Raw genomic sequence first — 26,467 nt, 5'->3', positions numbered from 1 at the left:
CTTATTGCCGTCGCTTACGAGGCCCCCACGGGCTGTCGTGAAAACCTGCACGCGCGTAGGCGATCGCCCGACACGGCGGAAGCATTTCGATACAGGAAACCGGCTTCAGGCCTGCACGAACTGCATCTGGGTGCCGGCCAACTCGATCACGTCGCCGTTCTTCAACGGGACGGATTCGGCCGTCAGCGGCGCGCCGTTCACCACGGGGCGCGCGCCACCCTCGACGTGCGCGAAGACGTAGCCGCTGGGCCGCTTCGTGATCGAGGCGACCTGCACGCCCGGCTTGCCCACGGTCGTCACGACCTTGGTCAGCGTCACCTCGCGGCCCGCCGCGGGGCCGTTGAGCACCTTGATCGCGGCCGGCGCGGTCGACACCGGCGCCGGGCCCAGGCCGCCGAACGAGGACGGCAGTCCGAAGCCACTGCTTGGCGCCGTGCCGGGACGCAGGATCATCGTCTTCTCGTAGTCGCCGTTGTCCTCGATCAGGAACTTGATCTTGTACTTGCCGACCTCGATCACGTCACTGTGCGACAACAGCTGCTTCTTGATCGCCTTGCCGTTGATGTAGGTGCCGTTGGTCGAGTTCAGATCCTCGATGAAGACGTCCGATCCAACCATCTGCAGCACGGCGTGCTCGCCGCTGACCGCAAGGTTGTCGATGACGATGTCGTTGTAAGGTCTACGACCGAGCGTGGTCTTGTCCTTGGTGATCTGCACTTCCTTGATCACCACGCCGTCGAGCGACACCACCAGCTTGCCCATGCTTGACCTCGAGTCCTGTCTTATTTGTAGCGGGCCGCCTCAGCGGCGCCCATTGTTTCGACTGAATGGCCACCACGCCCATGGCTTGGTGCGACTTTCCGCGCGAACCAGAACGATCGCAATATTATCCTTGCCGCCCATGTCGTTGGCCGCGTCCACCAGCGCCTGCGCCGCTTCAGGCAGATCGCTGTGGCTTTGCAGCACCTGTGCCACGCTGCTGTCATCGACCATGTCCGAGAGGCCGTCGCTGCACAGCAGGATCTGATCACCCGGCAGCAGGTCGTGCTGGTGAACCTCCAGCATCACGGTGTCCTCCACGCCCACGGCCCGCGTCACCAGGTTCTTGTTGCTGCTGAATGCCGCCTCTTCCGGCGTCAGTAGACCCGCGTCGAGCTGTTCCTGCAGCAACGAATGGTCACGCGTGAGCTGCACAAGCTGACCATCGCGATAGCGGTACGCCCGCGAATCCCCGACATGGCCGAGGAGCAAGCTCTGCTCCCGGAACACCGCCAGCACCAGCGTCGTCCCCATGCCGGCATAGCGCGGATTGGTGTTGGCGGCATTGAAGATGGCGCGATTGGCGTTGTCCACGCAGATGTCCATCGCGCGCCTGACATCGATGTCGGTGGCGTGCTGGCCGGTTTCGGCCAGCCAGCGGCCCAACTCCGACTTGATGAAGGTCGTCAGCATCTGGCTGGCGACTTCCCCGGCGTTGTATCCGCCCATGCCATCCGCGAGGACCGCCAGCCCGACGCCCGGCTCCAGGGCGACCGAGTCTTCATTGTTGTCGCGCACACGTCCGGTGTCGGTGGCGCTGAAGAACTCCAGGGTCATGTCTTGCTGGCGGGATCGTCTGGGGGAAGGGGATTGTGCACTGCGCCCTGGGACTGTAGCCGCAAAGTTCGCTCGAACGCCTGTCCCGCCGGTGGGGGGGTTGTGGCGCCGGTGCTATTGGCCAGTTCCACCGAAATCTGGCTGAGCACCGACTCCAGATCCTGGGCAAGCGTGTCGCCGCGCTGATAACGAAGCTCGGGCCGCTTCTCCAGGGACAGCGCGATCACCATGGCCAGCGATTCCGGCAGTTCGGGCCGCAATCGGCGCACGTCTGGCGCAGCCTGGTTCATGATGTGATGCATCAGCGCGGCCATCGATTCGGACTGATGCGGAAGGTGGCCGGTGAGCAATTGAAACAGCATCGCCCCCAGTGAATAGAGGTCGCTGCGCCCGTCGACCGGCAAGCCGGCGAGCTGTTCCGGCGACATGTAGGACGGCGTTCCCAGGACCAACCCGGTCCGCGTGCGGCTCCCGTCGGCCACGCGGGCGATGCCGAAGTCCATGATCTTCACGCTGCCGGATTCGCGCTCGAGCATCACGTTGGCCGGCTTGATGTCGCGATGGACAACGCCATGGCTGTGCGCGTACTGGAGCGCCCGCGCCAGCCGGGCGCCAAGCAGCAACACCTCGCGCAGCGGCAGCAGCTGACCGGGGCGGGTGTGGTGGCTCAGGTCCTGGCCGACGACGTACTCCATCGCGATCCAGGTGTCGCCGGCGCTTTCGCCCGCGTCGAGCACCCGCAGGATGTCCGGGTGATCCAGATGCCGCGCCGCGCTGGCCTCGCGCATGAAACGGTCACGGACGTCGATCAGGTCCTCCGGCGCGAACTCGCGCTGGAGCGCCAGCCGCTTGATCGCGACCGCCTGGCCGTTACGGCGGTCGACGGCCCGGTTGACAACCGCCATCGCGCCGCGGCCGAGCTCCTCGCCGATCTCGTAGTCGTCGAGCGCCACCCCCGCCGGGCGCGGCATCGGCTGCGTCGTCGGCAGGCTGTCGGGCGAGCCCGGTCCCTCGCCCTCGGACGCGCCTCGGCCCAGCAGTCGCTTCAGGAAGCCGGAGGCGCTCATGACATGGCGAGCCTTTCGTCAGGCTTCGACCGGGCGGCGCGCGGCCAGCACCTTGCCGACGAGCAGCACGAACAGCGCGCCCCCCACGCCCAGGGCGTAATAGAGCTGCGGCAGCACCTCGGTCGTGCCCGGCTTGTCGCCCGGTTGCATCGGCAGCCAGGCGTTCAGCGCCGGATCGGTGACGACCATCGTGCCAGCGATCCAGCCGAGCAGCATCGCGCCCAGCGTGATCACGATCGGGAACTTGTCCATCAGCTTGATCACCAGCTGACTGCCCCAGACGATGATGGGGATCGACACCAGCAGGCCGAAGATCACCAGCGGCATCTGATGGCTGCCGCCCGCGCCTTCGGCGGCGCCGGCGATCGCGATGACGTTGTCCAGGCTCATCACGAAGTCCGCGATGATGACCGTCTTCACCGCGCCCCAGAGCTTGTCACTCGCTTCCATCTTCGAGTGGTCGTCCTCGCCTTCGGGCAGCAGCAGCTTGATGCCGATCCACAGCAGCAACGCGCCGCCGACCAGCTTCAGGAAGGGCAGCTTCAGCAGCGTCAGCGCGAAGAAGATCAGCACCACCCGCAGCACGATCGCGCCGGCGGTGCCCCACAGGATGCCGCGCGTGCGCAGGTTGGGCGGCAGCTTGCGGCACGCGAGCGCGATGACGACGGCGTTGTCGCCACCCAGCAGGATGTCGATCATGATGATCTGGCCGACGGCAAGCCAGAACTCGGGGCTGGTGAGCATGTCCATGGAGGAGGAACCCGCGCCAGGCACCTCGCGCGCGGCGAAGGCCCAGTCTAAAGCGTTGGAGGGACGAACGAGAAAAGGGGCCCGAGGGCCCCTTCATTCATTCGAGGGGTGCGGACGATTGTCCGCGCCACCCCCTGGAGGACGCTTGCGTGAAATTACGCACCAACGCCTTCCAGCATCAGGTTTTTCCTGTCGATTACAGCAGGCCTTTCAGCAGCTTGCCCATTTCCGACGGGTTGCGCGTGACCGTGAAGCCGCACTCTTCCATGATGGCGAGCTTGGCATCGGCGGTATCGGCGCCGCCGGAGATCAGCGCGCCGGCGTGGCCCATGCGCTTTCCGGGAGGAGCGGTGACACCCGCGATGAAGCCGACGATCGGCTTCTTCATGTTGGCCTTGCACCAGCGCGCGGCTTCCGCTTCGTCCGGGCCGCCGATCTCGCCGATCATGATGACGGCGTCGGTGTCCGGATCGTCGTTGAAGGCCTTCATCACGTCGATGTGCTTCAGGCCGTTGATCGGGTCACCGCCGATGCCGACCGCCGAGGATTGGCCCAGGCCGATCTCGGTCAGTTGGGCGACCGCTTCATAGGTCAGCGTGCCGGAGCGCGAGACCACGCCGATGCGGCCCTTGCGATGGATGTGGCCGGGCATGATGCCGATCTTGATCTCGTCGGGCGTGATCAGGCCGGGGCAGTTCGGGCCCAGCAGCAGCGTCTTCTTGCCGCCCGCCAGCTCCTTGGCCTTCATCTTGTTGCGCACTTCCAGCATGTCACGGACGGGGATGCCTTCCGTGATGCAGATCGCCAGGTCCAGGTCGGCCTCGACAGCCTCCCAGATCGCGGCGGCGGCGCCCGCGGGCGGCACGTAGATCACCGACACGGTGGCGCCGGTCTGGGCAGCGGCTTCCTTCACGGTGCCGTAGATGGGGATGTCCGAGAACTTCTCGCCCGCCTTCTTGGGGTTCACGCCGGCGACGAACGCGTTCTTGCCGTTGGCGTAGGCCTGGCAGCCCAGGGTGTGGAACTGACCGGTCTTGCCCGTGATGCCCTGGGTGATGACCTTGGTGTCCTTGTTGATGTAGATGCTCATGTCGTATTCCTTGGCTGGGTCTGCGGCTTACTTGACTGCGGCGACGATCTTGGTCGCGGCTTCGGCCATGGTGTCGGCGGCGATGATGGGCAGGCCGGACTCGGCCAGCATCTTCTTGCCCAGCTCTTCGTTGGTCCCCTTCATGCGGACGACCAGCGGCACGCTCAGGTTGACGGCCTTGCAGGCGGTGATGACGCCTTCGGCGATGGTGTCGCACTTCATGATGCCGCCGAAGATGTTCACGAGGATGCCCTTCACCTCGGGGTTCTTCAGCATGATCTTGAAGGCCTCGGTGACCTTCTCGGCAGTGGCGCCGCCGCCGACGTCCAGGAAGTTGGCCGGCTCGCCGCCGAACAGCTTGATGGTGTCCATCGTGGCCATGGCCAGGCCGGCACCGTTCACCAGGCAGCCGATGTTGCCGTCCAGCGAGATGTAGGCCAGGTCGAACTTGGAGGCCTCGACTTCAGCCGGATCCTCTTCGTCCAGGTCGCGGTAGGCGACGATTTCCGGGTGGCGGAACAGGGCGTTCGCGTCGAAGTTGAACTTGGCGTCCAGCGCGATCAGGTTGCCCTTGGAGTCGCAGTTCAGCGGGTTGATTTCCACCAGCGACGCGTCGGTGTCCATGTAGCACTTGTAGAGCTTGGCGAACAGGTCGACGGCCTGGTCCACCGAAGCGCCGGTCAGGCCGATGGCCGCGGCGATCTTCTTCGACTGCTCGGTCGTGATGCCGGTCAGCGGGTCGATGTACTCGGTGATGATCTTCTCGGGGGTCGAGTGCGCGACTTCCTCGATGTCCATGCCACCCTCGCTCGACGCGATGAAGGCCACCTTCTGCGTGCCGCGGTCGGTCACCAGCGAGACGTACAGCTCATTCTTGATGTCCGCGCCTTCCTCGATGTACAGGCGGCGGACCTTCTGGCCTTCCGGGCCGGTCTGGTGCGTGACCAGCTGCATGCCCAGGATCTGCTCGGACAGCGCCTTCACGTCATCCAGGCTCTTGCCCAGCTTGACGCCACCGCCCTTGCCACGGCCGCCGGCATGGATCTGCGCCTTGACCACCCAGACCGGGCCGCCCAGTTTCTGCGCGGCTTCGACCGCTTCTTGCACCGTGAACGCGGGAATGCCGCGCGGCACCGGCACGCCGAACTGGCGCAGGATTTCCTTGCCCTGGTACTCGTGAATCTTCATAGGGAGGTCTCGCTTGATGGATGAAATCAGGAAGAGGCCGCCGGCGCCGCGGCCGATCCGCGATGCTGGCGTTGAGATGAGGTTTGCAGCGCCGGACTCAGCCGGGCCTCCGTGACGAGGACCCCGTCGTCGCGGCCATAGAACCGCGCGTCGACGGGTCGACGACGATGCGGCGGATGGCGCTCGGGGGAGGCGATGGAAGACATAAACCGATGCAAACACGCAAAAACACGCCCGCGGACGAACGCCGGCGGGCTGATTTGCGAAGCCGAAAATGTAGCATGCTGCGTTGCATCAAGCCCTTGGCGGGGTTGAGACGCGCACCGGCGTGGGCTTGTCAGCCGGCCGCAAGGTGCTCATGACGCACGAAGTTTCGGGCGGTTTCGCGCCCGCGGCGGCGATGTCGCCGGTTCAGGCGTCAGGATCGCGGTCCAGCCCGGCGGCGACCCGCCGCACGGCCTTGCGGGCCAACTCGTGGCCGAATCCCCGGCCCATCAGGAAGCGCAGGCGCTTGGCTTCGGCGGCCGCGTCGGCCGGCGCGCCATCGCCGAATTTGCGACGCACCAGATCACACGCGCGATCGAGTTCGCCGGCGGCAAGCGTCGAGCGCTGCTCCGCATCCATCGACAACCCGTGCTGCGCCAGCTCCTGCTCGATGCGTCGTTGCCCGAAGCGCTGCGAGCGCAGGTGAATGCGTGATTCGACAAAGCGGGATTCGTCGAGATAACCGTTGGCCTTGAGCCATTCCAGTACCGCGTCGACCTCTTCGTCGAGGCCGCCAACGTCTTCCTCGTCGAGCGGCCCATCGATTCGTCCGGCTTCACCGGTCGCCGCGGCCGCCTCGGCTGACCGCCGGTCTCGCGCGATGCGCTGCAGCTTGCGCCGCAGTTCCATCGCACTGTGCTCGCGCTGAGCGAGCAGGGCCACCGCCCGCGCCTTCAAGGACAAAGGCGGACCGCCCGCCCCCTTGCTGGCGGGTCGATTACTCGGCATCGCCGGGCGCGGCGCCCAGCAGCGGGATGCCCAGCGATTCGCGGATCTTGTTCTCGATCTCGACGGCCAGATCCGGGTTCTCGCGCAGGAACTCGCGGGCGTTGTCCTTGCCCTGGCCGATCTTCTCGCCGCTGTAGGCATACCAGGCGCCGGACTTGTCGACGATCTTGGCGGTCACGCCCATGTCGATGATCTCGCCCTCGCGGCTGATGCCTTCGCCGTAGAGGATGTCGAACTCCGCCGTCTTGAACGGGGGCGCGACCTTGTTCTTGACCACCTTGACCTTGGTCTCGGAGCCGATGACCTCCTCGCCCTTCTTGATCGAGCCGATGCGGCGGATGTCCAGACGCACGGACGCGTAGAACTTCAGCGCATTGCCGCCGGTCGTCGTTTCGGGCGAGCCGAACATGACGCCGATCTTCATCCGGATCTGGTTGATGAAGATGACGGTGCAGTTGGTCTTCTTGATGGTGGCGGTCAGCTTGCGCAGCGCCTGGCTCATCAGGCGGGCCTGCAGGCCGGGCAGCGCGTCGCCCATTTCGCCCTCGAGTTCCGCCTTCGGCGTCAGCGCGGCGACCGAGTCGATGATGATCAGGTCGACCGAGCCGGAGCGCACCAGCGAGTCGACGATCTCCAGCGCCTGTTCGCCGGTGTCGGGCTGGCTGATCAGCAGCTCCTGCAGGTTCACGCCCAGCTTCTGCGCGTACTGCACGTCCAGCGCGTGTTCGGCATCGATGAAGGCGCACACGCCATCCAGCTTCTGCATCTGGGCGATGACCTGCAGCGTCAGCGTGGTCTTGCCCGAGGATTCCGGACCGTAGATCTCGATCACGCGGCCGCGCGGCAGGCCGCCGACGCCCAGCGCGATGTCCAGGCCCAGCGAGCCGGTGGAGACCACCTGGATGTCCTCGATCTTCTCGCCTTCCGCCAGCCGCATGATCGAGCCCTTGCCGAACTGCTTTTCGATCTGGGCGAGGGCGGCCTGCAGGGCCTTGGCTTTTTCGGTGTTGGCGTTCTTCACGGGGGCGTCCATGCAATCTTCTCCTGTTGGCTGCGGCGGATTATGGCGCAATCTGTATATCTGTACAGTACTTTGTCGAGCCCGCCGAGTCGCGGCGCGGCTCGTGCGTCGGTCGATGGAGGCATCTTAGGCAGCCAGTGGCTCATGGGATGAGCCAGCGCCACGATCCCCACCCATTTCCGCCATCGGGGGGATCCCTCCCCCCCGCAAACCTGTCGCGGGCCTGACCCCAGACCCGCTGCCACCCTCTGGCGGACGGCTCGGAAACGCCTAGGGAGGCACGGTGGACCGCTCCCTAGAATGTCTTCATGACCAGAGGGGACGACATATGCGCATCTTGATCGCCGAAGACGACCAGGTCCTGGCCGACGGCCTGCTGCGCTCGCTGCGGGCATCGGGCTGCGCCGTCGATCAGGTCGGCAGCGGCAGCGAGGCCGACGCGGCCCTCGCTTCCCATGAGTTCGATCTGCTCATCCTCGACCTGGGGCTGCCCAAGCTGCACGGACTCGAGGTGCTGCGCCGGCTGCGCGCGCGCGGCTCGGCCCTGCCGGTGCTGATCCTGACCGCGGCCGACAGCATCGAGGAGCGCGTCAAGGGGCTGGACCTCGGCGCCGATGACTACATGGCCAAGCCGTTCTCGCTTCAGGAGCTGGAGGCGCGCGTGCGCGCGCTCACGCGCCGCGGGCTGGGCACCGCGTCGAGCGTGATCCGCCACGGCCCGCTGACCTTCGACGCCACCGGCCGCGTCGCGTACATCAATGACCAGATGGTGGAACTGTCGGCGCGCGAGCTGTCGCTGCTCGAGGTGCTGCTGCAGCGCGCCGGGCGGCTCGTCAGCAAGGACCAGCTGGTGGAACGCCTGTGCGAATGGGGCGAGGAAGTCAGCAACAACGCGATCGAGGTCTACATCCACCGCCTGCGCAAGAAGATCGAGCAGGGCCCGATCCGCATCGCGACGGTGCGCGGGCTGGGCTACTGCCTTGAGAAGATCCCCGGCTGACGGCGCCGTCGCCAGCCTGGCCATGAGGGCGGCGGCACCCCCGAACGACGGCATGCGGCATGGCGGCTGAATCGTCCGGCCATCGCTCGCTGTTCGGCGAGATCCTCGATTGGATGCTCGCCCCGCTGCTGGTCATCTGGCCGATCAGCGTCGCGCTGACCTGGCTGGTGGCGCAAGGCATCGCCAACAAGCCGTATGACCGCGAGCTCGACGAGATGGCGAGGCGGCTCGGCCTCCAGGTCGTGACCGAGCCCGGTCCCGGCGACGCGGCGAAGAAGGGACGCTCCCGCTACGCGCTCGCGCCCGAGGCCGCCGCGCTGTTGCGCGCCGACGAGTCGGACACCATCTACTACCAGGTGCTGGGACTGCGCGGGGAGCTGCTCAGCGGCGACGCCCAGCTGCCCGTGCCGGAGGTCGAGCCGCCGATCGTGCCGTGGGAGGTGAACCGCCGCTTCGACGAGGTCAACAACGAAGCCGTGCGCGTGTCCTACCTGTGGGTGGTGCCCGAGGGGATGGGGGGTGGCGACAAGATGATGCTGGTGCAGGTCGCGGAGACGCTGGGCAAGCGCTCGCGGCTGACCAACGAGATCATCAAGGGCGTGATCCTCCCGCAGTTCGTGATCCTGCCGCTGGCGGTGCTGCTGGTGTGGCTGGCGCTGGCGCGCGGCATCGCGCCGCTGAACGACCTGCAGCGGCGCATCCGCTCGCGCGACAGCTCCGACCTGAGCCCGATCGACGAGCAGCGCATCCCGGACGAGGTCGCGCCGCTGGTGCAGGCGATCAACGACCTGCTCGAGCGGCTCGATCAATCGATCCGCGCGCAGAAGCACTTCCTGGCCGACGCCGCGCACCAGTTGAAGACGCCGCTGGCGGGACTGCGCACGCAGGCCGAGCTGGCGCAGCGCGAGATCGACGAGGGCCGGAGCTCGCCGGCGGAGCTGCGGCGTTCGCTGAAGCAGATCGCGGTGTCGAGCCAGCGCGCGGCCCACATGGTCAATCAGCTGCTGGCGATGGCGCGGGCCGAGGACCAGGAGCACGCCGCGCGGCGCAGCGAGGTGAACCTGGCGGTGCTGGCGATCGAGACGGTGCGCGACTTCGTGCCCCGCGCGATGGAGAAGCGGCTGGACCTCGGCTACGAGGGGCCGGAAGCGAGCCAGGCGGGCCTGCGCATCCACGGCCATCCGCTGCTGATCCGGGAGTTGATCCGCAACCTCGTCGACAACGCGCTGCTGTACACGCCAAGTGGCGGGACGATCACCGTGCGCGTGGTCGAGGACCCGTTCGGGCAGGTCTGCGTGCTGCAGGTCGAGGACTCGGGGCCGGGCATCGCCGAGGCGGAGCGCGAGCAGGTGTTCCAGCCGTTCTATCGCGCGCTGGGCACCAACGTCGATGGATCGGGCCTGGGCCTGGCGATCGTGCGGGAGATCGTCCAGCAGCACGATGCCGAGATCACCGTCGACGACACGCGTGCGCGCCGCCAGGCGGAGGCGGAAGGCGCGGGGCCGGGCGCGCGATTCACGGTGCGCTTCGCCGCGCACCCGTTGTCCAACGGCGCGCACTGAACCGCTTTCCGGGTCATCCTCCACACATCGGTCATCCGATGCCTTGAACCGGCAGCCGACGGGCAATCACGCCTCAATCAAGGTCAACGACAACCGCCGAACCCCCTCGAAGAATCGCTGCTTCCTCCCCCTACAGAAGCAGGTGACTTCATGGCCTACCAACTCCCGATGGCAGCAATGCGAATGACCACCGATGAATTCCTGAACTGGGAATCCGGCGATGACCGGCGATACGAGCTGATCAACGGCCAAGTGGTCGTGATGGAAAGCGCCAGCGCGGAACATCAGACGGTGGTATTGAACATCGCCACTGCGTTCCGGAGCCATCTGCGCGGGACGCCTTGCAAGGCGCTCCCGTCCGTTGACGTGAAATGCAACGACCACAACTGCCTGATCCCCGACGTGCTCGTCCACTGCGAGAAGGATCGCCGCTCCCGCGCGATGGAGCAGTGCCCCCTGCTGGTCGAGGTACTTTCGCCCTCGACGGCCTCCTTCGACCGCAATGGCAAATTCGCCCTGTACCGCCATCTGACGGCCCTGCGCGAGTACATGCTGGTGGATTGGTCGCATCGCACCACCCATGTCCACCGCCGCACCGGGAGCGGCGCCTGGGAGGTCGCCCGGTACTCCGGGTTGGATGTCGTTCACCTCGCATCGATCGACCTGGCGCTCCCAGGCGCTGTCATCTTCGAGGACGTCGGTGACGCCGCCTGATCAGCGCTGCGTGCCCCCGCGGCTCTTGGCGATCGACATCAGCATCCCCAATGACAGCCCCAGCGTCACCATCGCCGTTCCCCCGTACGAGATGAACGGCAGCGGCACGCCCACCACGGGCAGGATGCCGGTCACCATGCCCATGTTCACGAACACGTAGGTGAAGAAGCTCAGCGTGATCGCGCCCGCGAGCAGTCTCGAGAACAAGGTCGGCGCCTCGTGCGCGATGGCCAGCCCGCGCAGGATCAGCGCGGTGAATCCGACCAGCAACCCCAGCGCGCCGATCAGGCCGAACTCCTCGCCGTAGGCGGCGAAGATGAAGTCGGTGGTCCGCTCCGGGATGAACTCCAGGTGCGTCTGCGTGCCCTTCATGAAGCCCTTGCCGGTCACGCCGCCGGAGCCGATCGCGATCTCGCCCTGGATGATGTGGAAGCCCTTGCCCAGCGGATCCTTGGTCGGGTCCAGCAGCGTGCAGACGCGGTCCTTCTGGTAGTCCTTGAGGACGATCCACTTCACGTCGGGCTGACAGATCTGGTCCTCGCTGAAGACCAGCGCGGTGATGCCGGCGCCCGCGAGCACCAGCGCCGGGATGATCAGCTTCCAGGACAGACCGGCGAAGAAGATCACGTACAGGCCCGCGCCCAGCACCAGCAAGGAGGTGCCGAGGTCCGGCTGCTTCGCGATCAGGCCGACCGGCACCACCAGCAGGACGAACGCGGCGACGAAATCGGGCAGTCTCAACTGGCCCTCGCGCTTCTGGAACCACCAGGCCAGCATCAGCGGCACCGCGATCTTCAGCAGCTCCGACGGCTGGATCTGCGTGCCGACATAGAGCCAGCGCGTCGCGCCCTTCTTCGTGACGCCGAACAGCGCCACCGCCACCAACAGCGTCACCCCGACCGTGTACAGCGGCAACGCCAGCTGCATCAGCCGCTGCGGCGGCACCTGCGCCGTCACGAACAGCACCCCCATCGCCAGCACCATGTTGCGGGCGTGATCGACGAAGCGCGTGCCGTGGTCGTAGCCGGCCGAGTACATGCACATCAGGCCCAGGCCCATGAGCCAGAACATCGCCAGCAGCAGCGGCACATCAAAGCCCTGGAACAGCGGCTTCACGCGCTGCAGCAGGCTGGGCTTGTTGAAGACGGCGCTCATCGTGAGGCTCCCGGGTTGGGGCGCGGCGCGGCGGAGGCGGCCGCCTCGGGCGCGCTCGCCGGCGCGCCGGGCAAGGGCACGTCCTCGACGCGGCGCGGCGTGCCGATCGGCGCGCCGACCTGCCCGAGCCGCACCTTGGCGATGTCCTCTTCGCTCGGGTACTGGCCGGTCAGCACGTAGTCGAACACGCGGCGCGCGATCGGCGCGGCCGATTCGGAGCCGAAGCCGGCGTTCTCGACGATCACCGCCAGCGCGATCGTCGGCGCCTGGTAGGGCGCGAACGAGATGTACAGCGAGTGGTCGCGCTTGCGCTCATCCGCCTTGATGCTGCTGTAGGTCTGGCCGGCGCGCAGGCCCACCGCCTGCGCCGTGCCGGTCTTGCCGGCGCTCTGGTACTGCGCGCCCGCGAACACCGCGCGCGATGTGCCTTCCAGCGTCACGTCGTGCATCGCGTTGCGGATCACGTCGACGTCGGCGCGGCGCAGCGCCAGCGGCTCCAGCGCGTCGCTCGCGGTGCGCCGCTGCGCATGCTTCACGACGTCCTCGATCTCGCGCACCAGCCGCGGCCGGTAGCGCTCGCCGCCGCTGGCCAGCGTCGACATCGCGGTCGCCAGCTGCAGCATCGTGAAGTTGTTGTAGCCCTGGCCGATGCCCAGCGAGATCGTCTCGCCCGCGAACCACTTCTGCTGCTCCGGCCGCTTGTAGGCGCGGCGCTTCCACTCGGTGCTGGGCAGGATGCCGGTGACTTCGCCGAGCAGGTCGATCTCGGTCTTGCGGCCGAAGCCGAAGGGCTCGAGCTGGTCGTGGATCAGGTCCACGCCCATCTCGTTGGCCAGCGAGTAGAAGTAGACGTTGGACGAGGTCACGATCGCCAGCCGCATGTCCTTGGGCCCCGCGCGGTCGCCAGTCGCGCTGCCGAAGACGCGGCCGCCGAAGCTGTAGGTCAGGTTGTCCTGGATCACCACGCTGGCGGCGCGCTTGCCGGTGTTCAGCGCGGCCATCGCCATGTAGGGCTTGAAGGTCGAGCCCGGCGGATAGGTGCCGCGCAGCGCGCGGTTGAGCAGCGGCTTGTCGATGTCCTCGTTGAGGTCCTTCCAGCTGTCGGCGTCGATGCCGTCGACGAACAGGTTGGGGTCGAAGGTCGGCTTGGACACGAAGGCCAGCACCTCGCCGTTGCGCGGGTCGATCGCGACCAGCGCGCCGCGGCGCTCGCCGAAGAGCCGCTCGACCAGCGCCTGCAGCTTGATGTCGACCGAGAGATGCAGCGTGTTGCCCGGCGTCGGCGGCCGGTTCCGCAGCCGGCGCACGGCGCGCCCGCCGGCGCTGGTCTCCATCTCCTCGAAGCCGGTCTGTCCGTGCAGCTCCCGCTCGTAGGCCTGCTCCAGGCCCAACTTGCCGATGTACTCGGTGCCGCGATAGTTGGCCACGTCCTCTTCGGACCAGTCGTCCATCGCCTTCTTCTCGGCCTGGTTGATGCGGCCGATGTAGCCTAGCAGGTGCGAGCCGACATCGCCCAGCGGATAGCTGCGGAACAGCCGCGCCTTGATGTCCACGCCGGGGAAGCGGAAACGCCGCGCGGCGAAACGCGCGACCTCGGTGTCGGTCAGCTTGGTGCGGATGGGCAGCGACTCGAAGTTCTTGCTCTCCTCCATCAGCCGCTTGAAGCGGCGGCGGTCGCGCGGCTGGATGTCGATGACCGCCGAGAGCCCGTCGATCGTGCGCTCCAGGTCCGGCACCTTCGACGGCGTGATCTCCAGCGTGTAGGCCGAGTAGTTGCTCGCCAGCACCACGCCGTTGCGATCGACGATCAGGCCGCGGTTCGGGACGATGGGGACGACGGACACGCGGTTGGTCTCGGCGCGCTCGAGCAGCGTGTCATGCTGTGTGATCTGCAGATACGAGAGCCGCGCGATCAGCAGGCAGAAGCAGAACAGCACGAAGAGCGCGGCCGCGACCAGCCGCAGCCGGAAACGGCTGAGCTCCGCCTGGAGGTTCTTGATGACCGTCATCGCGGGCCCGTCCTCGGCGCGCTCAGAGCGGACGGTGCGCGTCGGGATCCGGCGCGCGGCGCTGCGGCGCCAGCAGCAGCGCCGCGGTCACCGGCCACAGCGCGGCCTGCAGCAGCGGCGCGAGCACCAGGCCCCAGCCCGGCCACATGCCGCCCACGAGCAGCCGCACGATCACGGCGATCGCGGTCGCCGCGACGAACAGCGGCAGCACGTGCAGCGCCTGCGCGCCCAGCGAGAACCACAGCAGCCGGCGATGCAGCGCGACCGCGCCGAACGCCAGCAGGCTGTAGGCCAGCGCGTGCTGACCCAGCAGCGCGCCGTGATGGACGTCGATCATCAGGCCGAAGACGAAGGCCCAGCCGACGCCGACGCGGCGCGGCTGATGCACGTTCCAGAACACCAGGACCAGCGCGAGCACGTCCGGCATCCAGGGCTGGCGGCCCACCGGCACCATGTCGATCAAGAGGCCGACGACCAGGCTGAACGCGATGAACAGGGGGTTGGCGGGCAGCAGCAGCTGGCTCGCGCCGCGCGGCATGATCATCGGTTGCCTCCCTTCGGGCCGGATGCCGCGGACGCGCGGCCGCGCGGCCGGCTGGCGGCTTCGGCGGCCGTGGCGGCCGCGGCGCTGGCCGCTTCCTGCGCGGCTTCCATGCGGGCGGCCTCCTGGCCCTGCAGCGGCTCCAGCACCAGCACGTGGCGGGCGCTGTCGGGCTGCGCCACCGGCGCCAGGCCCACGCGGGCGAAGCTGGTGTCGCCGCGCCGCTCGACCTCGGTGACCTTCGCCACCGGCAGGCCCGGCGGATAGAGGCCGTCCAGGCCCGAGGTCGCGAGCGCGTCGCCGGGCTTGATGTCGGCGTTGGCGGCGATGAAGCGCAGCTCCATCACGCCGCGCTCGCCGCCATAGGCGACGCCGCGCTGCTGGGTGCGGGTGTTGAGCACGGGAATGGTGGCGTCGCGGTCGGTGAGCAGCGTGACCTCGGCGGACAGCGGATAGACGCGCGTGACCTGGCCGAGCACGCCGGCGTCGTTCACCACCGGCGCGCCGAGCCGCACGCCGCGATGGCTGCCGCGATCGATGACGATGCGGCGCGAGAACGGATCCGGGGCCTCGTAGAGCACCTCGGCGGCGAGGCCCTTCACCGGCAGCGCCTCGCGCAGGTCGAGCAGCGCGCGCAGCCGGGTGTTCTCGGCCTGCAGCTGCGCGGCGCGGCTGAGGATCACAGCCTGCGAGGCGAGCTGCTGGCGGGCCTGGTTCTCGGCCTCGGTGGCCTTTTCCATGCCGCGGGCGTAGTCGCCGGCCTGCTCCCAGGCGTCGACGGGCGCGAGCAGCGCGCGCTGCAGCGGATGCAGCGCGAGCGCCAGCCCCGCGCGGGCCGGGGCAGTGATCTGGAAGCGGGAATCCGCGACCATGAGGAACACCGCCAGCGCGGCGCAGAAGGCCAGCTTCGTCAGCGCGGACGGGCCTTCACGGAACAGCGGTGGCGGATTGCGATCCAGTGTGCCGAGAGGCATGTAGATCTCAGCAGAGGAGATTCAACGCAAAGCGGCCCGAAGGCCGCACCCATCACTCGTTGGTGAAGATCGAGCCCAGGCGCTCCATGCGCTCCAGGGCCATGCCGCAACCGCGGACCACGCAGGTCAGCGGGTCTTCGGCGACGAGCACCGGCAGGCCGGTCTCCTCGGCCAGCAGCCGGTCCAGGTCGCGCAGCAGCGCGCCGCCGCCGGTCAGCATCATGCCGCGCTCGGCGATGTCGGCGCCCAGCTCCGGCGGGGTCTGCTCCAGCGCGTTCTTCACGGCCGAGACGATCTGGTTCAGCGGGTCGGTCAGCGCTTCCAGGATCTCGTTGGACGAGATGGTGAAGCTGCGCGGCACGCCTTCGCTCAGGTTGCGGCCCTTGACCTCCATCTCCTTGACCTCGGAGCCGGGGAAGGCCGAGCCGATGTTCTTCTTGATGGACTCCGCCGTCGGCTCGCCGATCAGCATGCCGTAGTTGCGGCGGATGTAGTTGATGATGGCCTCGTCGAACTTGTCGCCGCCGACGCGGACCGAGCCCTTGTAGACCATGCCGCCCAGCGAGATCACGCCGACCTCGGTCGTGCCGCCGCCGATGTCGATCACCATCGAGCCCGACGCCTCCGAGACCGGCAGGCCGGCGCCGATCGCCGCCGCCATCGGCTCCTCGATCAGGTAGACCTCCGAGGCGCCGGCGCCCAGCGCGGCGTCGCGGATCGCGCGCTTCTCGACCTGCGTGGAGCCGCAGGGGACGCAGATGATGATGCGGGGCGAGGGACGCAGCAGCTTGGTGTCGTGCACCATCTTGATGAACTGCTTGATCATCTGCTCCGTCACCACGAAGTCGGCGATCACGCCGTCCTTCATCGGGCGGATCGCCTCGATGTTGCCGGGCACCTTGCCCAGCATGGCCTTGGCCTCGTGGCCGACGGCCTGGATCGTCTTCTTGCCGTTGGGGCCGCCTTCATGGCGGATGGCGACGACGGAGGGTTCGTCGAGCACCACGCCCTTGCCGCGGACGTAGATCAGCGTGTTGGCGGTGCCCAGGTCGATGGCGAGATCGGTGGAGAAATAGCGGCGCAGTGAGGCGAGCATGTGTGTGGGCTAGGCCCGGGTCAGGACGCTTCGGCACCTGGAGCCGCCGGTCAACGTCGAACTACACGCAATCGGCGGCATTCGACGACATCAGGCGGCGTTCGTCTGCGTTCTGTCCGGGCGGCTGCGATTCGGGGCGGTTCTTGTCGGGTAACCGCGCGGACCGGCGGCGTCCGCGCGAGCGAGATTCCTTGCCATAAGCAACGAGGCTGCAGCAGCAGCCCCGGCCTATGGAGATAAGCGGGGATAATAACTGATCACCCCCTGGTTTGGCCCGTCGGCAAGCCTTCCGTCAGCGTTCGGCGTTTGCGCGCCGCGCAAGGCGGCATCAGCGGCGACGGTCCCCTCAGCACATTCCCATGGCACTCACCCACGACGATGTCAGCCGGATCGCCAAACTGGCGCGGCTGGAACTTTCCGGCGACGAGCAGGCCGCCCTGCTGCCGCAGCTCAACGGCTTCTTCTCGATCGTCGAGCAGATGAGCGCGGTCGACACCAGCGGCGTCGATCCCCTCTACACGCCGCTGTCGGCGGTCCAGGAAGTGGCCCTGCGGCTGCGCGAGGACCGCGTCACCGAAACCGACCAGCGCGCGCTCAACCAGCGCAGCGCTCCCGCCGTCGAGGACGGCCTGTTCCTGGTCCCGAAAGTCATCGAATGACCTCGCCCCTGCACACCCTCGGCGTGGCCGAGCTGGGCCGCGCCTTGCGCGCCAAGAGCGTCTCCAGCACCGAACTGACGCAACATCTGCTTGCGCGTGTTGCCGCGGCGAAGGATCTGGGCGCCTTCCTGCATGTCGACGAGGCCTACGCGCTGGCGCGCGCCAAGGAGGCCGACGCGCGTCTGGCCCGCGGCGAGGCCGGCGCGCTGATCGGCGTGCCGCTGGCGCACAAGGACATCTTCGTCACCCGCGACATGCCGACCACGGCCGGCTCGAAGATGCTCCAGGGCTACCTGAGCCCGTTCGACGCCACGGTCGTCGAGCGCTTGAACGCCGCCGGCACGGTGTCGCTGGGCAAGCTGAACTGCGACGAGTTCGCGATGGGCTCGGCCAACGAGAACAGCGCCTACTTCAAGGCGCTGAACCCGTGGGACCGCACGCGCGTGCCGGGCGGCTCCTCGGGCGGCTCGGCGGTGGCGGTGGCCGCGGGCCTGGTGCCGGCGACGACCGGCACCGACACCGGCGGCTCGATCCGTCAGCCGGCCAGCTTCTCCGGCATCACCGGCATCAAGCCGACCTACGGCGTGTGCTCGCGCTACGGGATGATCGCCTTCGCGTCGAGCCTGGATCAGGCTGGCGTGCTGGCGCGCTCGGCCGAGGACTGCGCGCTGCTGCTGTCGGCGATGAGCGGCTTCGACGAGCGCGACGCCACCAGCGTCCAGCAGCCGCCACAGGACTTCCATGCCCGGATGCTGGCCGCGCGCGAAGGCGCCACCGCCGCGCAGCCGCTCAAGGGCCTGCGCATCGGCCTGCCCGCGGAGTTCTTCCCGGCCGCCCTCTCGTCCGATGTGAACGGCGCGGTGCGCGCCGGCCTGGCGGAGCTGGAGAAGCTGGGCGCGACGCTGGTCGACGTCTCGCTGCCCCGCACCGAGCTGGCCATCCCGGTCTACTACATCATCGCGCCGGCCGAGGCGAGCTCCAACCTCTCGCGCTTCGACGGCGTGAAGTTCGGGCACCGCGCCAAGGACTACGGCAACCTGATCGACATGTACGAGAAGACCCGCGCCGAGGGCTTCGGCGCCGAGGTCAAGCGCCGGATCATGATCGGCAGCTACGTGCTCTCGCATGGCTACTACGACGCGTACTACCTGCAGGCGCAGAAGCTGCGCCGCATGATCGCGGACGACTTCCAGCAGGCCTTCCAGCAGTGCGACCTGATCGCCGGGCCGGTCGCGCCGACGGTGGCCTGGAAGCAGGGCGAGGGCGCGGACGATCCGGTCAAGGCCTACCTGGCCGACATCTTCACGCTGCCCGGCTCGCTGGCCGGCCTGCCCGGCATGAGCGTGCCGGTGGGACTGGGCGAGGGCGGCATGCCCGTGGGCCTGCAGCTGCTGGGCAACTACTTCCAGGAAGGCACGCTGCTGCACGCCGCGCATGCGCTGCAGCAGGCCACCGGCTGGCACCGCCAGACCCCGGCGGGCGTGTAAGGACAACGAGCAAGCGATGAGCAAGAACAGCCAACTGGTGCGGGGCTACGAGGTCGTCATCGGCCTGGAGAACCACGTCCAACTCTCGACCGTCTCGAAGATCTTCAGCGGTTCGTCGACCGCGTTCGGCGCGGCCCCCAACACGCAGGCCAGCGCGGTGGACCTGGCGCTGCCCGGCACGCTGCCGGTGCTGAACCGCGGCGCCGTCGAGCGCGCCATCCGCTTCGGCCTGGCGGTCGGCGCGAAGGTGGCGCCGCTGTCGATCTTCGCGCGCAAGAACTACTTCTATCCGGACCTGCCCAAGGGCTATCAGATCAGCCAGTACGAGATCCCGGTCGTGCAGGGCGGCCAGATCGAGTTCTTCGTCGGCGACGAGAAGAAGGTCGTGAAGCTGACGCGCGCCCACCTCGAGGAGGATGCCGGCAAGAGCCTGCACGAGGATTACCACGGCCAGTCGGGCATCGACCTGAACCGCGCCGGCACGCCGCTGCTGGAAATCGTCTCGGAGCCCGAGATGCGCTCCAGCGCCGAGGCCGTCGAGTACGCCAAGACCTTGCACGCGCTGGTGATGTGGCTGGGCATCTGCGACGGCAACATGCAGGAGGGCTCGTTCCGCTGCGACGTCAACGTCTCGGTGCGCAAGCCCGGCGAGCCTTTCGGCACGCGGCGCGAGATCAAGAACCTGAACAGCTTCCGCTACCTGGTCGACGCGGTGAACTACGAGGTCAACTGGCAGATCGACCAGATCGAGGACGGCCTGGAGATCCAGCAGGCGACGGTGCTCTACAACCCGGACACCGGCGAGACGCGCGCGATGCGGACCAAGGAGGATGCAGCCGACTACCGCTACTTCCCGGACCCGGACCTGCCCCCGCTGATGATCGGCGCCGACTGGGTGGAGCGCGTGCGCGGCGAGATGCCGGAGCTGCCAACCGTGATGGCGGCGCGCTTCCAGCAGGCCGATGGCCTGCCCGCCTACGACGCGACGATGATGACGCAGAGCCTGGCGATGGCGCGCTTCTACGAGGCCGCGCGCGACGCCTGCGGCGCGCCCAAGCTGGTGGCGAACTGGCTGATGGGCGAGGTCTCGCGCCGGCTGAACGCCGAGGAGCGCGGCATCGAGAGCGCGCCGGTGACGCCGGCGCTGCTGGCGGCGCTGATCCAGCGCATCCAGGACGGCACGATCTCCAACAACTCGGCCAGGCAGGTGTTCGAGGCGCTGTGGACCGGGCAGGGCACAGACGTCGACGCCGTCATCGAGGCCAAGGACCTGAAGCAATCCAATGACACCGGCGAACTCGAGCGCATCCTCGACGAGGTGCTGGCGGCCAACGCCAAGTCGGTCGAGGAGTTCCGCGCCGGCAAGGAGAAGGCCTTCAACGCGCTGGTCGGCCAGGCGATGAAGGCGACCAAGGGCAAGGCCAATCCGGCCGCCGTGAACGAGCTGCTGAAGAAGAAGCTCGGCGCCTGATCCGGCCCCTGAAAAGCAGAACGCCGGTGGAGCGATCCACCGGCGTTTCTCTTTGGGTCGGCGCTTTCAGCGGCCGCTGGCGGACGCCGCCAGCGGCGCCGGCTTTTCCAGCGAGCCTGGCGCGGCCCCGGCCCACAGCCGCTTCAGGCGCGACAGCTCCTCGTCATAGAACTTGTTCACGCGCCCGATCTCGGCCTTCTGGTTCTCGATCGATTCACGCTGCGCGGCCGCGGCGGCTTCATTGGTCTCGAGCTGGTGCTGCAGCTTGAACGGCACGCGCTTGCCCTTGTAGAACTCGACCTCGTCGAGCAGCGGCTTGCGTTCAGCCGCGAGCGCCTGCAGGCGCTTCTCGGACTGCTGCATCGCTTCGCGGACGTCGTCCAGCGCCGCTTCCCGCGCGCGCTGGTGCGCGGCCTGGTCGGCATAGCGCTGCAGCAGGTTGCGGTCGCGCCGGATCGCGTCCTGCTGGGCGGCGCGCTGCACTTCCTCGGCGCGCTTGCGCTGATCGGCGACGGCCTGCTCCTCGGGCGACATCGACGGCGGCACCATCTTGCGCACCGAGCCGTCGGAATTCAGCAACCGCTGCTCGCGCGCCTGGCATTCCGGGATCGGGCGATCGGAGGTGAGCCGGCGGCCGTCGGAGGTGTTGCAGGTGTAGATGGTCGAGGGCGGCTTGGCCTGCTGCGCGACGGCGGTATCCGCAAGACCGCAGGCCAGCATCAGGAGGCCGGCCAACGCCAAGGGCGCGGCTGGTCGCGGGCACGGCGGGCGGCGGGAGATCGAGGGACGCATCAGACTCCGTAGCGGTCGCGGTAGGCATGGACCGCCGCCGCATGGGCGGAGACGGCGGCACTGCTGGTGGTCTGCAGATACTGGAGCAAGTCCGAGAGCCCTGCAATGGCGACAACCGGCAGCTTCAGCTGGTCGCGCACGTACTGTACTGCCGACCACGGAAGGTCCTGGCCGTTCTCGGCCGCCTTCTCCTGGCGGTCCAGCGCGATGGTCACGCCGCAGGGCGTGGCGCCGGCGGCCTGGATCATCGCGATGGACTCGCGCACCGAGGTGCCGGCGGAAATGACGTCGTCGATGATCAGCACGCGGCCCTGCACCTTGGCCCCGACCAGCGTGCCGCCCTCCCCATGGTCCTTGGCTTCCTTGCGGTTGTAGGCGAACGGCTTGTTGTGGCCCAGGCGCGCCAGCTCGATCGACACGGCCGCCGCCAGCGTGATGCCCTTGTAGGCGGGGCCGAAGATCATGTCGAACGCCAGTCCCGACTCCAGCAGGCGCTGCGCGTAGAACTGCGCGAGCCGGCCGATCTTGAGGCCGTCATCGAACAGCCCTGCGTTGAAGAAGTAGGGGCTGAGGCGGCCGGCCTTGGTCTTGAACTCGCCGAAGCGCAGGACGCCGGTGTCCACGGCGAAGGCGACGAATTCCTGGGCCAGGGTGTCCTGGGGAGCGGCGGTGGTCATGGCGGCGCGACGTGGAAACGTGACAGTGAAATTGGGGCGGAATTGTAGGACGCGGGTCTGGCGCGGCCCGGAGGCGTTACAGCGCGGGCTGTCGCTGGAATCCAGGCATGCAGGCATGACAAAGCAAAAAGAAGGCCCGCTCCGTCGCCGGAGCGGGCCTGCTTCTTGCAGGGCGGCGGCCGCAGCCGCGGCGCCCGCGCCGTTCAGCCGATCAGAAGATCGCCTTGAACTGCACGCCGTAGGTCCGCGGGTCGTTGATGAAGCCCGTGTTGTTGTTGAAGTCGATCGCGCCGGTGATGCGGATCTGGTTCGTGATGTTGCGGACGAAGACCGCCGCCTCGTACTTGCCGTTGTTCCAGATGTAGCCGCCGCGCAGGCCGCCTTCCGTCAGCGCCTTGCCGGTGAACTCCTTGGCCTCGTACAGGAAGAAGTTGACCTTCGAGCGGTAGGCCCAGTCGGTGTAGATGTAGAACTCGTTGCCGGCCGCGGTCGGGAACGCATAGCGCGCGGTCAGGTTGGCCACCCACTTCGGCGCGTTCGGCAGCGGATTGCCGTCGATGCTGTAGTTGGTCGTCGAGCCCGCCACCAGCGGATCGGTCATCGTGCAGCCGCCGCCGCAGGCGGGCAGCGACAGGCTCGGATCCTTGATCTTGGTGTTGTTCAGGCTGCCGCCGACGGTGATCAGCAACTGGTCGACCGGAAGCAGTTCCAGGTTCAGCTCGACGCCGTTGCCGCTCGCCTTCTTGGCGTTCAGCAGACGGTTCGCGTTGTTCTGGCCACCGACGGCGGTCAGCTGCAGATCCTTGACGGTGTAGGTGAAGGCACTGGCCGACAGGCGCGCGCGACGGTCCCAGAAGTCCGACTTCACGCCCACCTCATAGGAAGTGACGTTTTCCGGCGTCGCCTGCGACTGGCCGGCGAAACGTGACGCGCCTTGCACCGACGAGGCGCGGAAGCCGGTCGCGACGCGCGCGTACAGGTTGGTGTCCTTGGTCACCGCATAGGTGCCGGAGACGTCCCAGTTCCACTTCTTGTCGGCGGTGTGGGCCGACACGCCGGTGCTGGTGTTCAGGTCGCTGTAGCTGCTGGTGACGTTCACGTCCTTCTTGTCGTGCGTGTAGCGCAGGCCGCCGCGCAGCGAGAAGTCCTGCGTCACCGCGTAGTTCACCGAGCCGAAGGCCGCCCAGGCGGTGTTCTTCTGATACGTGTCGACATAGCCGGCGGCCGCGCCGGTCGAGGTCGTGTAGTCGGTGCTGCGGGCGGTGTAGCGCTCGTCGAAGAAGTACAGGCCGCCCTGCCAGCGCAGCGGGCCGGGCGTCGCGGATTCGACGCGGAATTCCTGCGTGACCTGGCGATGACCGCTCATCGAGCTGGAGGACTCGGCCGGGAAACCGGCCTGGCCTTCCTGCGTGAACGGCTTGGTGCCGCCATACAGATAGCCGCCGTCCACGTCGCCGCGGCTGAACGGGCGCACCGACTCGTAGCCGGTGATCGAGTACAGGTTGATCTGGCCCAGGCCCCAGCGCAGGCGCGCGCTGCCGCCGGTGGCGTGCAGGGTCTGCTCGTTGACGCCGTCGGTGTAGGCCTTCTCGGGATCGAAGCCGTCGACCAGGTCGTTGGTGCCGGGCTTGATGATCGAGGCGCGGAACAGGCGCGCGCTGCCCTTCAGGTCGCGGCCATGGAAGTTGAACAGCGCGCTGAAGTCCTTGTGCGGCTGGTACAGGGCCTGCACGCGCAGGGCGCGGTCGTCGTAGCCCTCCATCTCGCCGGTCTTGCCGGTCGGGACCTGGTTCTTGACCCAGTCGTCGCGGTGCTGGATCTGCGCCGAGATGCGCGCGGCCCAGTCGCCGGTCAGCGGCACGTTGGCGGCGCCTTCCAGGTTCATCGTGCCGTAGGTGCCGTAGGAGACGTTGAGGTAGCCCTCCTGGCGCTGCGACGGCTTGACCGAGTCGAACTTCACCACGCCGGCCGGCGTGTTGCGGCCATAGAGCGTGCCCTGCGGGCCGGCCACCACTTCGACGGCGGCCAGGTCGAAGGCCGGGAAGCCCTTCAGGATCGGGTTCTCCTGGACCACGTCGTCATAGACCAGCGAGACCGGCTGCGAGGCGTTCAGGCGGAAGTCGGTGTTGCCGTAGCCGCGGATGTAGAAGCGCGGGAAGGCGCGGCCGAACGACGATTCGATGTTCAGGCTGGGCACGCGGCCCGACAGGAAGCGCACGTCCTGGCCGGCGGAGTTCAGCACGTCCAGCTTCTCGCCCGAGATCTTGGTGACCGCGTTGGGCACTTCCTTGATGTTCTCGACGCGGCGTTCGGCGGTGATGGTCACCGTCTCCAGCTGGCCCTTTTCCTTGGCGGGGGCGTCGGCCTCCTGGGCCAGCGCGGGCCAGGCGAGCACGGCCAGCGACACGGCCGCGGCGGCCTCGCGCAGCGCCGGACGGGCAGCGCGCTGGGTGGCGAATCGATTCATGAGGAAGCTCCGGGGAAGGAAGGAAAACCGGGGGACGTCAACTGCAAGACCAAGGGGTCGCCCGGTTCACAGATGGCAAAAATGTGGGCGCGTGGTGGCGCGGTGGACGCGAATCTAGCAAGTTCGTCATCGACACGTCACCCCAGGCACCAATCTGGTGCCGTTAGTGTTGTCCAAATACTGCACCCGGCCGCCGCTCGCCCGGATGGGCGTTGGCGGCGCGTCAAGGCGGCCCGGCGTGGTGCGCAGTCCGCCTTGCGGGTGAGGCCCTTCCCCCGTTGCTGCCATCTTCCGGAGGAGGCTTTGCGATACTGCCGCCCTCTTCCGGGGACCCTTTCCATGCGTTTCATCACCCTCAACCTCAACGGCATCCGTTCGGCCGCCACCAAGGGCGTCTTCGACTGGCTGCCGCCGCAGCAGGCCGACGTCGTCGGCGTCCAGGAACTGAAGGCGCAGGCCGATGTCGTCGAATCGCAGTTCGCCGGCTACGACACCCTCAGCGGCCACTTCCACTATGCGCAGAAGAAGGGCTACTCGGGCGTCGGCCTGTACACGAAGGAAACCCCCAGCGACGTGATCGTCGGCTTCGGCAGCGCCGAGTTCGACCACGAAGGCCGCTGGATCGAGAAACGCTTCGACAAGCCCGGCCGCAAGCTCTCGCTCATCAGCTGCTACTTCCCCAGCGGCTCCAGCGGCGAAGAGCGCCAGGCGGCCAAGTTCCGCTTCCTCGCGGAGATGTATCCCTACCTGATGGCGCTGCGCGCCGAGCGCGAGTTCATCCTGGTGGCCGACGTCAACATCGCCCACAAGGAGATCGACCTCAAGAACTGGAAGGGCAACCGGAAGAACAGCGGCTTCCTGCCCGAGGAACGCGAGTGGATGACGAAGCTGCTCGAGCAGGACATCGGCCTGGTCGACGTGTTCCGCACGCTCAACGACAAGCCCGAGCAGTACACGTGGTGGAGCAACCGCGGCCAGGCCTGGGCGAAGAACGTGGGCTGGCGGCTGGATTACCACCTGGCCACGCCAGGCATGGCCCACCTGGCCCAGCGCGAAGCGATCTACCTCGACCAGCGCTTCAGCGACCACGCGCCGCTGACCATCGACTACGACTTCAAGATCTGAGCCTCAGTCCACCTGCGCGCCCGAGGCCTTCACGACCTTCGCCCACTTCGCCGTCTCGCTCGCGATGAGCGCGGCGAACTCGGCGCTCGAGCCTCCGCCGGCGACGGCGCCCTGGCTCGCCAGGCGCTCCTTGATGAGCGGCGTCGCCAGCGCCTTGGCCGCCTCGCGCTGCACGCGCGCGACCTGATCCGCCGGCTGTGACGCCGGCGCCAGCAGTCCGAACCAGGACGAGGCCTCGAACCCCTTCAACGCCGGCAGGCCGCTCTCCGCGACGGTCGGCAGATCCGGCAGGGCCTCGCTGCGGCGCGCGCTCGTGACGGCGATCGCCTTCAACTTCCCCGACCGGATGTGCGGCAGCGCCGACGGCAGGTTGTCGAACATCAGGTCCATGTTGCCGGCCATCAGGTCCAGCAGCGCCGGCCCCGAGCCGCGATACGGGAAATGGACCATGTAGACGCCGGTGAGGCTCTTGAACAGCTCGCCCGCCAGATGGATGGAGGTGCCATTGCCGCTCGAGCACATGTTCAGCTTGCCCGGGTTGGCCTTGGCCACGCGCACCAGGTCCGCGACGCTGGCGATGCCGTACTTCTGCGCGTTGGCCGGATTCACCACCAGCACGTTGGGCACCGCCGCGACCAGCGTGACCGGCGCGAAGTCCTTCACCGGATCGAAGGGCATCTTCGGATACAGCGACTGGTTGATCGCATGCGTGCCCACCGTGCCCATCAGCAGCGTGTGGCCGTCGGTCGCGTGCGCCACGTCGGCCGAGCCGGTGTTGCCGCCCGCGCCCGGCTTGTTCTCCACGATCACCGCCTGACCCAGCGCCTTCTGCAGCTCGGGCGCCATCGCGCGCGCCAGCAGGTCCGTGGTGCCGGCCGGCGGGAAGGGCACGACCAGGCGCAGCGGCCGCGACGGCCAGCCGGACGAGGCCTGCGCCCGGGCGAGGCCGGGCAGGCAGGCGGCGGACCAGGCGGCGGAAGAAAGCGCGAGCAACGCGCGTCGGTTCAGGCTCATGGGGCGTCTCCTCGTGATG

General features: G+C 67.9%; 24 protein-coding genes. 7 read left to right on the top strand and 17 right to left on the bottom strand.

Annotated features, from left to right (window positions below; translation table 11 throughout):
• Nucleotides 1-105: 105 nt before the first annotated feature.
• The 8 genes from ACEN96_RS02675 to recA all read right to left on the bottom strand — a co-directional run bounded on the left by ACEN96_RS02675 (nt 106) and on the right by recA (nt 7,717).
• Entirely contained in the window at nt 106-762 is a 657-nt protein-coding gene (locus ACEN96_RS02675; protein ID WP_343642729.1) for an FHA domain-containing protein, read from the bottom strand.
• A 39-nt stretch (nt 763-801) separates the two neighbouring features.
• Nucleotides 802-1,596: a Stp1/IreP family PP2C-type Ser/Thr phosphatase gene (locus ACEN96_RS02670; RefSeq protein ID WP_495586507.1), complete on the bottom strand. Its 795-nt coding sequence runs from the start codon at nt 1,594-1,596 to the stop codon at nt 802-804.
• The gene (locus tag ACEN96_RS02665) at nt 1,593-2,663 is read right to left on the bottom strand and encodes a serine/threonine-protein kinase (RefSeq protein ID WP_495586506.1); all 1,071 of its coding nucleotides are present in this window, start codon (nt 2,661-2,663) and stop codon (nt 1,593-1,595) included. The genes ACEN96_RS02670 and ACEN96_RS02665 overlap by 4 nt, the downstream gene beginning before the upstream one ends.
• Before the next feature lie 18 nt (nt 2,664-2,681).
• Nucleotides 2,682-3,413, bottom strand: a complete 732-nt coding sequence (locus tag ACEN96_RS02660) for a TerC family protein (protein ID WP_495586505.1) — start codon at nt 3,411-3,413, stop codon at nt 2,682-2,684.
• A gap of 196 nt (nt 3,414-3,609) precedes the next feature.
• Nucleotides 3,610-4,503 carry a succinate--CoA ligase subunit alpha gene (gene sucD / locus ACEN96_RS02655; protein WP_495586504.1) on the bottom strand — a complete coding sequence of 298 codons (894 nt, stop codon included), beginning with the start codon at nt 4,501-4,503 and terminating at the stop codon, nt 3,610-3,612.
• Between the two features lie 27 nt (nt 4,504-4,530).
• Nucleotides 4,531-5,691, bottom strand: a complete 1,161-nt coding sequence (gene sucC, locus ACEN96_RS02650; RefSeq protein ID WP_495586503.1) for an ADP-forming succinate--CoA ligase subunit beta — start codon at nt 5,689-5,691, stop codon at nt 4,531-4,533.
• 411 nt (nt 5,692-6,102) lie between these two features.
• Nucleotides 6,103-6,618, bottom strand: a complete 516-nt coding sequence (locus ACEN96_RS02645; RefSeq protein WP_495586502.1) for a regulatory protein RecX — start codon at nt 6,616-6,618, stop codon at nt 6,103-6,105.
• A gap of 55 nt (nt 6,619-6,673) precedes the next feature.
• Nucleotides 6,674-7,717 carry a recombinase RecA gene (recA, locus tag ACEN96_RS02640; RefSeq protein ID WP_495586501.1) on the bottom strand — a complete coding sequence of 348 codons (1,044 nt, stop codon included), beginning with the start codon at nt 7,715-7,717 and terminating at the stop codon, nt 6,674-6,676.
• A 316-nt stretch (nt 7,718-8,033) separates the two neighbouring features.
• Between recA and ACEN96_RS02635 the strand changes: the two genes are divergently transcribed.
• The 3 genes from ACEN96_RS02635 to ACEN96_RS02625 all read left to right on the top strand — a co-directional run bounded on the left by ACEN96_RS02635 (nt 8,034) and on the right by ACEN96_RS02625 (nt 10,981).
• On the top strand, nt 8,034-8,705 hold the full coding sequence (locus tag ACEN96_RS02635) for a response regulator (RefSeq protein ID WP_343642968.1): 672 nt from the start codon (nt 8,034-8,036) through the stop codon (nt 8,703-8,705).
• A 59-nt stretch (nt 8,706-8,764) separates the two neighbouring features.
• Nucleotides 8,765-10,267: a sensor histidine kinase gene (locus tag ACEN96_RS02630; protein ID WP_495586500.1), complete on the top strand. Its 1,503-nt coding sequence runs from the start codon at nt 8,765-8,767 to the stop codon at nt 10,265-10,267.
• Nucleotides 10,268-10,417: 150 nt separating this feature from the next.
• The gene (locus ACEN96_RS02625; protein ID WP_495586499.1) at nt 10,418-10,981 is read left to right on the top strand and encodes a Uma2 family endonuclease; all 564 of its coding nucleotides are present in this window, start codon (nt 10,418-10,420) and stop codon (nt 10,979-10,981) included.
• Here ACEN96_RS02625 and rodA read toward each other — a convergent pair whose 3' ends face one another.
• Genes rodA through ACEN96_RS02600 form a run of 5 tightly spaced genes read right to left on the bottom strand, consistent with a single transcriptional unit; the run spans nt 10,982 to nt 16,756 of the window.
• Nucleotides 10,982-12,136 (bottom strand): rod shape-determining protein RodA, encoded by a 1,155-nt coding sequence (rodA, locus tag ACEN96_RS02620; RefSeq protein ID WP_495586498.1) that lies wholly within the window; start codon nt 12,134-12,136, stop codon nt 10,982-10,984. It abuts the gene before it with no gap.
• Nucleotides 12,133-14,145 carry a penicillin-binding protein 2 gene (mrdA, locus tag ACEN96_RS02615; RefSeq protein ID WP_495586497.1) on the bottom strand — a complete coding sequence of 671 codons (2,013 nt, stop codon included), beginning with the start codon at nt 14,143-14,145 and terminating at the stop codon, nt 12,133-12,135. Before mrdA ends, rodA begins: the two co-directional genes overlap by 4 nt.
• A gap of 22 nt (nt 14,146-14,167) precedes the next feature.
• The gene (gene mreD, locus ACEN96_RS02610; RefSeq protein WP_495586496.1) at nt 14,168-14,689 is read right to left on the bottom strand and encodes a rod shape-determining protein MreD; all 522 of its coding nucleotides are present in this window, start codon (nt 14,687-14,689) and stop codon (nt 14,168-14,170) included.
• Nucleotides 14,686-15,660 (bottom strand): rod shape-determining protein MreC, encoded by a 975-nt coding sequence (mreC, locus tag ACEN96_RS02605; RefSeq protein WP_495586495.1) that lies wholly within the window; start codon nt 15,658-15,660, stop codon nt 14,686-14,688. Before mreC ends, mreD begins: the two co-directional genes overlap by 4 nt.
• A gap of 52 nt (nt 15,661-15,712) precedes the next feature.
• On the bottom strand, nt 15,713-16,756 hold the full coding sequence (locus tag ACEN96_RS02600; RefSeq protein ID WP_067065883.1) for a rod shape-determining protein: 1,044 nt from the start codon (nt 16,754-16,756) through the stop codon (nt 15,713-15,715).
• A 359-nt stretch (nt 16,757-17,115) separates the two neighbouring features.
• Between ACEN96_RS02600 and gatC the strand changes: the two genes are divergently transcribed.
• From gatC to gatB, 3 genes are read left to right on the top strand one after another with little or no spacing between them, the layout of a single operon-like run.
• A complete protein-coding gene (gene gatC, locus ACEN96_RS02595) occupies nt 17,116-17,415 on the top strand; it encodes an Asp-tRNA(Asn)/Glu-tRNA(Gln) amidotransferase subunit GatC (RefSeq protein ID WP_091730250.1) in 300 nt (99 codons plus the stop codon).
• A complete protein-coding gene (gatA, locus tag ACEN96_RS02590) occupies nt 17,412-18,902 on the top strand; it encodes an Asp-tRNA(Asn)/Glu-tRNA(Gln) amidotransferase subunit GatA (protein ID WP_495586494.1) in 1,491 nt (496 codons plus the stop codon). The genes gatC and gatA overlap by 4 nt, the downstream gene beginning before the upstream one ends.
• Nucleotides 18,903-18,918: 16 nt before the next feature.
• Nucleotides 18,919-20,373 (top strand): Asp-tRNA(Asn)/Glu-tRNA(Gln) amidotransferase subunit GatB, encoded by a 1,455-nt coding sequence (gene gatB, locus ACEN96_RS02585; protein ID WP_495586493.1) that lies wholly within the window; start codon nt 18,919-18,921, stop codon nt 20,371-20,373.
• Between the two features lie 66 nt (nt 20,374-20,439).
• On the opposite strand, the gene ACEN96_RS02580 is transcribed toward gatB, so the two are convergent.
• From ACEN96_RS02580 to ACEN96_RS02570, 3 genes are all read right to left on the bottom strand, one after another.
• The gene (locus ACEN96_RS02580; protein WP_495586492.1) at nt 20,440-21,108 is read right to left on the bottom strand and encodes a hypothetical protein; all 669 of its coding nucleotides are present in this window, start codon (nt 21,106-21,108) and stop codon (nt 20,440-20,442) included.
• A 56-nt stretch (nt 21,109-21,164) separates the two neighbouring features.
• Entirely contained in the window at nt 21,165-21,842 is a 678-nt protein-coding gene (gene pyrE / locus ACEN96_RS02575) for an orotate phosphoribosyltransferase (protein ID WP_495586491.1), read from the bottom strand.
• A 211-nt stretch (nt 21,843-22,053) separates the two neighbouring features.
• The gene (locus ACEN96_RS02570) at nt 22,054-24,309 is read right to left on the bottom strand and encodes a TonB-dependent receptor (protein WP_495586490.1); all 2,256 of its coding nucleotides are present in this window, start codon (nt 24,307-24,309) and stop codon (nt 22,054-22,056) included.
• 339 nt (nt 24,310-24,648) lie between these two features.
• Here ACEN96_RS02570 and ACEN96_RS02565 point away from each other — a divergent pair, with 339 nt between their 5' ends.
• Entirely contained in the window at nt 24,649-25,434 is a 786-nt protein-coding gene (locus ACEN96_RS02565; RefSeq protein ID WP_495586489.1) for an exodeoxyribonuclease III, read from the top strand.
• A 3-nt stretch (nt 25,435-25,437) separates the two neighbouring features.
• Here the strand turns inward: ACEN96_RS02565 and ACEN96_RS02560 are convergent, their stop codons facing one another.
• Nucleotides 25,438-26,448, bottom strand: coding sequence for a tripartite tricarboxylate transporter substrate binding protein (locus ACEN96_RS02560; RefSeq protein WP_495586488.1), 1,011 nt, complete (start codon nt 26,446-26,448; stop codon nt 25,438-25,440).
• Between the last annotated feature and the right edge of the window lie 19 nt (nt 26,449-26,467).

The sequence above is a fragment of the Roseateles sp. Mitsp63 genome (assembly GCF_059491535.1).
This window is presented reverse-complemented; position numbering and strand designations above follow the sequence as displayed.